Annotated in this window: 5 protein-coding genes; 2 read left to right on the forward strand and 3 right to left on the reverse strand. The window is 44.0% G+C overall.

Annotated elements, in window-relative coordinates:
* Positions 1-61: 61 nt before the first annotated feature.
* Complete coding sequence (locus A9Z07_RS03255; protein WP_069576762.1) at positions 62-3,532, forward strand: indolepyruvate ferredoxin oxidoreductase family protein; 3,471 nt, start codon at positions 62-64, stop codon at positions 3,530-3,532.
* Between the two features lie 54 nt (positions 3,533-3,586).
* Here A9Z07_RS03255 and A9Z07_RS03260 read toward each other — a convergent pair whose 3' ends face one another.
* Together A9Z07_RS03260 and A9Z07_RS03265 are read right to left on the reverse strand one after the other, a co-directional pair.
* Positions 3,587-4,732 carry a winged helix-turn-helix domain-containing protein gene (locus tag A9Z07_RS03260; RefSeq protein WP_069576764.1) on the reverse strand — a complete coding sequence of 382 codons (1,146 nt, stop codon included), beginning with the start codon at positions 4,730-4,732 and terminating at the stop codon, positions 3,587-3,589.
* A gap of 90 nt (positions 4,733-4,822) precedes the next feature.
* On the reverse strand, positions 4,823-5,599 hold the full coding sequence (locus A9Z07_RS03265; RefSeq protein ID WP_069576765.1) for an AraC family transcriptional regulator: 777 nt from the start codon (positions 5,597-5,599) through the stop codon (positions 4,823-4,825).
* Positions 5,600-5,749: 150 nt separating this feature from the next.
* Here A9Z07_RS03265 and A9Z07_RS03270 point away from each other — a divergent pair, with 150 nt between their 5' ends.
* A complete protein-coding gene (locus A9Z07_RS03270; RefSeq protein WP_062847796.1) occupies positions 5,750-6,973 on the forward strand; it encodes an MFS transporter in 1,224 nt (407 codons plus the stop codon).
* Between the two features lie 68 nt (positions 6,974-7,041).
* On the opposite strand, the gene A9Z07_RS03275 is transcribed toward A9Z07_RS03270, so the two are convergent.
* Positions 7,042-8,451 (reverse strand): molybdenum cofactor biosysnthesis protein MoeA, encoded by a 1,410-nt coding sequence (locus A9Z07_RS03275; RefSeq protein WP_069576767.1) that lies wholly within the window; start codon positions 8,449-8,451, stop codon positions 7,042-7,044.
* Positions 8,452-8,501: the final 50 nt, after the last annotated feature.

Genomic DNA, 8,501 nt, shown 5'->3' on the forward strand with positions numbered 1-8,501 from the left:
TATTCAACCGGATGTTGAAAAAACAAGTAGTCAAAACTACGAGAATTCTAAGGAGATATAAATGAATATAGCGACAAAAGTTACTCCAAAAATGATCGCTACTAAGGATGTATCACTGGATGATAAATATATCAGTGATCACGGTTCAGCCTACATGACAGGCATTCAGGCACTCGTTCGGTTACCTCTAGCACAGACTCGCCGTGATGAATTGAACGGGTTGCATACAGCTGGCTTCATTTCAGGTTATCGCGGTTCCCCTGTAGGTAATTATGATAATTTCCTTTGGCAAATTGGAGGCATACTTAAAGATCACAATGTCGTCTTTCAACCCGGTATTAATGAAGATCTCGCGGCAACGGCCATTTGGGGCACGCAGCAAGCCAACCTCGCAGGCCAGGGAAAATATGATGGCGTCACCTCATGGTGGTATGGCAAAGGCCCGGGTGTAGACCGTTCAGGTGATGTGCTGCGTCATGCCAATCTTGCCGGAACTGCTGAACATGGCGGTGTGGTCGCTTTATTTGGTGATGATCACTCTTGTAAATCATCTACGGTTCCACACCAATCTGAACATGTCATGATTGGCTGCGGTCTTCCGATTTTCTATCCAACCTCAGTGCAACATATTCTTGATCTTGGTGTGCATGCCGTGGCAATGTCCCGTTTCGCTGGGGTCTGGACCTCAATGAAACTGGTCAGTGAAATTGTAGAAACTTCGGCTTCCGTCAATGTAGATTTAGATCGGGTCATTCCCGTGATTCCAAAAGATGTGGACTTCCCTGCCGATGGTGTCAATATTCGCTGGCCTGATCATGGCATCCAGCAAGAACAACGCCTCTATCAACATCGCTTACCTGCTGTGCTGGCCTATGCACGTGCCAATCAGCTGAATCAAACCACTTGGCCTTGTGAAAATGCCCGCATGGGGATTGTTGCAAGCGGTAAAGGCTATCTCGATACCATTGAAGCCTTACGCATTTTAGGAATTGAGAATGAAACGGCGCAACAGCTTGGGCTACGGGTTTATCAAGTTGGGTTGATCTGGCCTTTAGAACCGCAAGGTATTCGTGAATTTGCCGAAGGACTAAAAGAGCTGATTGTGGTTGAAGAGAAACGCCCTATTCTTGAATCACAGATCAAAGATGAACTGTATTCCCTGCCTGATGAGCAACGTCCACATGTCTTTGGCAAAGCAATTCATGGTAAAGGTGAATGGAGTACCTCCATCGAGGAAGCACCTCTCATTGGTCATTATGAGTTCCAGCCTGAACCCATTGCCAAAATGCTGGCAGCACGTTTTCTGCAACTCGATTTACCTAAGAATTTAAGACAACAAATTCAGAATCGTATCGATTTATTGCAAAAAGCAGAACAAGAGTCACGCCGTGTGCTGGATCTGGCAGACCGCAAACCTTATTTCTGTAGCGGTTGTCCGCATAATACCTCCACCGTAGTGCCAGAAGGCAGTCGCGCCTTAGGTGGCATCGGTTGTCACTATATTGCGGTATCACTGGATCGCGGCACGGAAACTTTCTCGCAAATGGGCGGCGAAGGTGTGAGCTGGGCGGGTGCATCGCACTTTACCAATGAAAAGCATATTTTTGCCAATCTCGGTGATGGAACCTACTTCCATTCAGGCTATTTGGCAATTCGACAAGCCATCGCAGCCAATATCAATATCACCTATAAAATCCTTTACAACGATGCAGTTGCCATGACAGGCGGACAACATGTCGATGGACATTTGAGTGTCGCACAACTGACCCGCCAGTTAGATGCGGAAGGGATTAAAAAACAGGTCATCGTAACGGATGAACCAGCGTTGATTCATGCAGAAGAACACCTTGCGCCCAATGTAGAAATCCGCCATAGAAATGATTTAGATACCGTGCAACGTGAATTACGTGAGATTTCTGGTGTCACCGCTTTAATTTATGTTCAGACCTGTGCCAGCGAAAAACGTCGTCGCCGTAAACGTGATGCTTATCCTGACCCTGCTGAACGCCTCTACATCAATAGCGATATTTGTGAAGGCTGTGGCGATTGCTCGAAAAAATCAAATTGTCTTTCAATTGAACCCGTAGAAACAGCTTTAGGTACTAAACGTCAAATTAACCAAAGCAGCTGTAACAAAGACTTTACCTGTGTCGAAGGTTTCTGCCCAAGTTTTGTGACGGTACATACCCGTGATATGAAACGTCCAGCCAAATTTGAAGGTTTTGCTACGGGCTGGCCTGAGCGTCCGATTCTTCCTCAACTTGATACAGCACCAAGCCGAATCATGGTTGGTGGTGTGGGTGGTACAGGTGTGGTCACCGTCGGCGCATTATTGGGAATGGCCGCGCATCTGGAAGGTAAAGCAGCACGCGTGATGGACATGGCAGGACTGGCTCAAAAAGGTGGTACAGTTTATTCCTATGTTCAATTGGCTTCAGATGACGAGCAAATTTCCGCAACTAAAATCCCTGCAGGTCAATGTGACCTTCTTATTGGTGCCGATGCAGTGGTGGCAGGCAGCAATGCGGCCTTGTCTCGTTTAAAACCAAATGCGATGGTCATTGTCAATGAAGATGGCTCACCGACATCTGACTTCATTAATAAACGTGACTGGTTTGCGCCAATTACGGATTTGATCAATCGTCTTCGTGGTCATGTCGACCAAGGTAAACTGGTATCTTTACCTGCTGCGCGTATTGCCACCCAAGTCTTGGGTGATGCCATCTTTGCCAATCAGATCTTACTGGGAATGGCATGGCAATCTGGTCAGATTCCATTACTGCGCAAAAGTATTGAAAAAGCCATTCAACTCAATGGCACAGCAGTTGAAAAGAATCTGGAAGCTTTCCGCGTAGGTTGTCATCTTGCAAGCGATCCTGATCTGGCGAAGCGCCTACTCGACAGTTTGCCAAAACAGAATGCGCCGCAAACGCTACCAGAACTGATTCATGATCGTTCAGTCCGTTTGCAAGACTACTGGAATGATGCTTATGCTGATACATATAGAAATCTTGCAGAACAAGCGTCTAAAATGTTGCCTGAAGCGCTTGCAACCACAATCGCTACACAGCTGTATCGTGTAATGGCCTATAAAGATGAGTATGAAGTTGCCCGCTTGCTAACAGGTGCTAGCTTTAAAAAATCAATCGAATCGCAATTCGGGCGTGGTGTGCGTTTATCCTATCACCTTGCACCACCGACACTAGGTACCAATGTACGCAAACGTATTTTTGGTTACTGGATGCGTTTCCCGATGATGCTACTTGCCCGCTTACAATGGCTGCGCGAAACCTTCCTTGATCCATTTGCACGTCAAGAAGAACGCCAACATGAACATGCATGGCGTGATCGTTACATGGAATTTGTGAAAGCACTTGTTGCAGCACCACAACAGCATGATTTGACAGTAGCTGCACAAATTGCCGAGCTTCCTGCAGAAGTACGCGGCTTTGGTCATGTCAAAATGCAGTCGATGCAAAGTGCAAATCAACGTTGGGATGAGCTATCCACTCAGCTAAATAACAACGCTTAAAGTAAATACATAGGATCGGGCATGATCGAAATTTTCAAGATCCTGCCCGATTTCTCAGCTTAAGCTGTTTTTTCCTAAATCAACACTCATACACTGATTAAACACAGCAAAACGTTGTAATTCTATCTCTAAAGCTTTAATCAAAGCTTCTCGATCCTGCATCTTCGGATCTTCCAAATGCAAACGAATCACCTCTAATCGCTTTTCACGGCGATGCACTTTACAATCAATGCGCCCAACAAACCGATCTGCATATAACAGCGGTAAACAAAAATAACCATATTGTCTTTTCGCAGCTGGCACATAACATTCAATACGGTAATCAAAGTCAAATAAGCTACTCAAGCGCTCTCGATGAATCACCAGATTATCGAAAGGAGACAATATTTTGAGTTGCGGTTGAATAATGGATTCATGTTCTAATACCGCACTGGCTGCATAAATCGTTTGTCCATTTTCCAGTTTTAGAACCTTTACTAAACCTGCATCGATATGTTCATCCAATACAGTACGCATCACCTCACGCAACTCTTTTCCTTTTAAATGCAATAACTGCTTCCATGTAAATACACCGTGTGCGCGTATGTTCATGTTCAATAAATAATGCGCATATTCATGCAACGTCGGTGTACTCAGATCAATCCCTTGTGGCAAACAGCGTTCCGTGAGATCAAAGACTTTCTCCATCCCATTACGCTCACAGATCATCAAGTCACCTTGCATAAATAATTGCTCAAGCGCCTTACGACTTGGACCAGCATTCCACCAACCTGCTGGGCCTTCCCGCTTCTCCTTCTGCATATTTCGCAGTTGAATTTTTCCTTCTGCTTTAACCTGAGCCAGAATCTCCTTCATCAAACGAGGGTCACTTTTGAAATAGCGACTTTCACCATTTCGTATCGCATTCATCAAGGGCATAGCATAACGATAATCCCGCATCGGCAGATAAGAGGCTGCATGTGCCCAATGTTCAAAAACTTTCTGCTCTTTCACTAACTGATTTAAGTGATCTAGCTGATAATCTGGCACCCGACTCCACAAAACATGATGATGCGCACGCTCAACCACGGAAATGGTATCTATTTGCACATAACCGAGATGCTCAATCGCGTTCAGTGTTCCAGATAATCCTTCACCGAATGTATTATTTTTTTCTAGACCTTGATGGGACAAGGCCAAACCTTTTAATAATGACAGCATAAATTTATCGTTGATCTTATGTTCTCAAACCATACAAATGGTCGTGAAATGAGTGAATTGATTTCATCTCACATTATCACATTCGCCTAATCATTTTCCTTGTAAATAAAAACGCGGAGCCACGCCTAAAGAACGTTTAAAGGCCGCAGTAAAAGCGCTACTGCTGCTATACCCAAGCTCCATCGCCACACGGGTAATCGGCTGTCCTAATTCCATTCTGGTCAATGCATTCAGTAGACAGGCCTGTTGCCGCCAATGACTAAAACTCATGCCAGTCTGTAGTCGAAAAATTCGGGTGAAATTGCGACGGCTCATTCCCACCTGTTCTGCAATCTGATCCAGATCATGATCTAAAGTCGGTGCTTTTAATAATTGCAAACATAATGCAGCCAAGCGTGGCTCTTGTGGTAAAGGTGCATTCAATGGCAATTCAGGCATCAACGCGATTTCGGCGATGATCAATTGCATCAAATAATCATCGCGTCCACCCAATTCATATTCGGCAGGCAGATCAACCGCTGTCGAGAGTAATTCATGCAATAACGGCGACACATTAATTACGGCACAATAAATGGGTAAACCTGCTTTGCACGCGACTTCTGGAAGAATATAGGCACTGCGTGTTTTGGTGATACCCCCCATATGCACTTCATGATCAATCCCTGCTGGAATCCATAACGCACGTTTCGGTGGTACCACCCAACTGCCTGTATTGGTTGTTACCGTCAATACCCCTGTTATTGCATACAGGCATTGCCCTCTGGCATGACGATGGCTTGCCAAAATTTGACCATCTTCGTAATCATTGCCTGTTGCCATGACATTACGGGCCACATCCTGATAATCATTGACCTGAATATTACGCATTAGCTTCGTCTCTCAATATGGCCTGAAATCGATACTATCTGTCCCAAATATGATTGTGGGCCGCTTACAGTTCAGTTTAGGATAAAAATGCTGAAAAACAAACCTTCTTCATTATCTCAATTTAAGCTGATATAACCTGTCGGAGCACGTATGGCAAATCATACAGGGACTCTTGAGACCACCTTTCCACAAGAGCAATTTCCACCTCAAGATCAACCTCAAAAATTCGTGTTGCGTGTGGTCGGTGCAGTCGCCTTTGCACATCTATTAAATGACTCTATTCAGGCGGTCGTGACAGCAAGTTATCCCATGCTCAAAGCAGAGTTTTCACTGAGCTTTGCCCAGATTGGCTGGATTGCGCTGGTGTATCAAATTACCGCGTCATTATTACAACCGTGGATTGGACTCTATACTGACAAACATCCAAAACCATATTTATTGCCTGCGGGTATGTTCGCCACGCTGATCGGCATTGGGTTAATGGCGATTGCAGGAAGTTATCACAGCTTACTTTTTGCAGCTGCGCTGATTGGTATAGGTTCATCCACTTTTCATCCTGAAGCATCGCGTATTGCCCGTACTGCATCAGGTGGACGTTTTGGTACGGCGCAATCCATGTTTCAGGTTGGCGGAAATACCGGTTCAGCACTGGGCCCCTTAGTTGCTGCTGCGGTCATTATTCCTAACGGACAAGGGGCAATTGGCTTATTTGTTTTAGTTGCTGCTCTGGCTATTTTCGTTTTATTACGCGTGACCAAATGGCTGGTCAAACAAGCACCTGCACAACGTCTCGCCAGCCAACGTGCCATTTCGACCTTGACGCGTAAACAGGTGATTCAGGCCATGGTCGTCATCTGTATTTTACTGTTCGCCAAATTTATCTATATCGCTGCCATTACCAATTATTTTACTTTCTATTTGATCGAAAGATTTAACGTTTCAATCCAGACATCACAGCTCTATCTATTTATATTTTTAGGCGCTGTGGCACTGGGCACTTTTGCAGGCGGCCCAGTCGGTGATCGTATCGGACGTAAAGCCGTGGTTTGGGTATCCTTTTTAGGTATTGCGCCATTTGCCCTGATGCTGCCTTATGTTGGTTTAACAGGAACCGCCATTCTGGTCATTATTATTGGTTTAGTGATGTCTTCTGCCTTCTCTGCGCTTGTGGTGTACGCACAGGAAGCTGTACCCGGTCGGGTTGGCATGGTTGCGGGCTTAATGTTTGGACTGATGTTCGGTATTGGTGGAATAGGTGCAGCGGGTTTAGGCCATTTGGCGGATACACATGGCATTGTCTGGGTTTACAAACTCTGCTCGTTCTTACCTTTGTTAGGTTTTATGACTGCGTTATTGCCAAACACTAAAAAGTAATTTTTATATTCCCTATAAGACAACAGCCACTCTCGACTGTTGTCTGGATTGGAAAACGCTAAAATTATTCAGACTTGATCTATTTTAATAAAATACACGAATTCACCCGACTGAATCGGTGGCTCTGCAAATGGCACAATGATAATGCAATTGGCAGCAGCAAAACCATCAATCTGAAAAGGTTGTTGTGGAATGATCTGTAGCGAATATTGACCATCTGCTTCAAACTGGTAGCGTCCCCATAATAATGTTCTATACTTTGGATCAGGCTCAAGCTGCTGGTCGATCCTGCCTTGCAAATACAGATTCTCAAAAAAATCAGGATCATGCTTATTTAAAATATATTTCACAAATACGTGCATCAACAATGCAACATCTTGCATATTACCAGGTAGACTGATAATCGTAGTTCGATCTTCAGTGATCTCTGTACGCATTTCCCTTAACTGCCCACGTTCATCATAACGGTTTACGACCTGAGTGAGTCTAGGGCTTCGGTCATTACTCTGAAAAATCCGGAATTCACTGGCTGGCACACAACATGTCGTAATAGGACCATCACCATTGCCTTGATAAAAGTTAGCCAGCTTTGAAAGCCCTAATCCAGAACCATAATGATTTAAAGGTGACCAGCATAAAATAATGTCAAACTCAGGAATTTGCTCATCAAAAAACTGATGATATTCGTCCCAAGCGGAAGTCAAGCTTCCATCTAATGCGGGATGTCCAGCTTCTTGATGGGAATTAAATGCCCTGTCATAACGTGCCGGTTTATGCGGTTTAATCTCAACCTCGCCATACCCCCATGTTTTTAACAAATCTTTGAGGTATAAGCATTCTTCACTGATTTCTCCCGCTTGATCGAAAGGAAACATATTAACAATCAGGATTTTAGGGTGTCGATAAATAGAAAGCTCTGTAATACCCGCCCGTCTAAGTGCGACTAATCGTTCAGGTGTAATTTTCTGGTTTTTTGCCAGGATTAAATCGCCTTGTTTAAACACACTGCCTTGTTGAATAACACCCTGCATCGGCGCAATTGTTTTTTTTATTTTTACATTTTCAATGTCAGAGAAATCTAAGCGCTTATCCTGTTCTAAAATAATGGCATTTACCCCTTCAGGAAGTTTGGTAAATTTAGGGATCTTGATTATATATCCGTTCAGATCGAGTTTATAAGGATTAATAGAGTGATATAACTGTTTTTTCCAAAAATATATCCCTTTTGCAACAATAGGATTTTGTGAACTTGCCTGCTGAGTGATATTCGAATCAATCGCCCAGCCTTCATAGGCAGAAAAATTGTGCAGGGGAAAATCTTGTAATGCATAAAGATCGTCGGTATTGATCTGATTGAGTGCATCATCCAGCTTAACCCGCTGTTTTACATTTCCTTTTGGTAAATATTGATGGATGCGGTAAAAGGCATCAGTTAATCTACAGGGAAGGTTTTCAGGTACAGGCAATCGATTGAACATCTATATTATTCCGCAACGTACTTATAAAGTGAGTACGAATCTATTATTTT

It is taken from the genome of Acinetobacter sp. YK3 (genome assembly GCF_001729365.1).
GTDB classification, from domain to species: domain Bacteria; phylum Pseudomonadota; class Gammaproteobacteria; order Pseudomonadales; family Moraxellaceae; genus Acinetobacter; species Acinetobacter vivianii.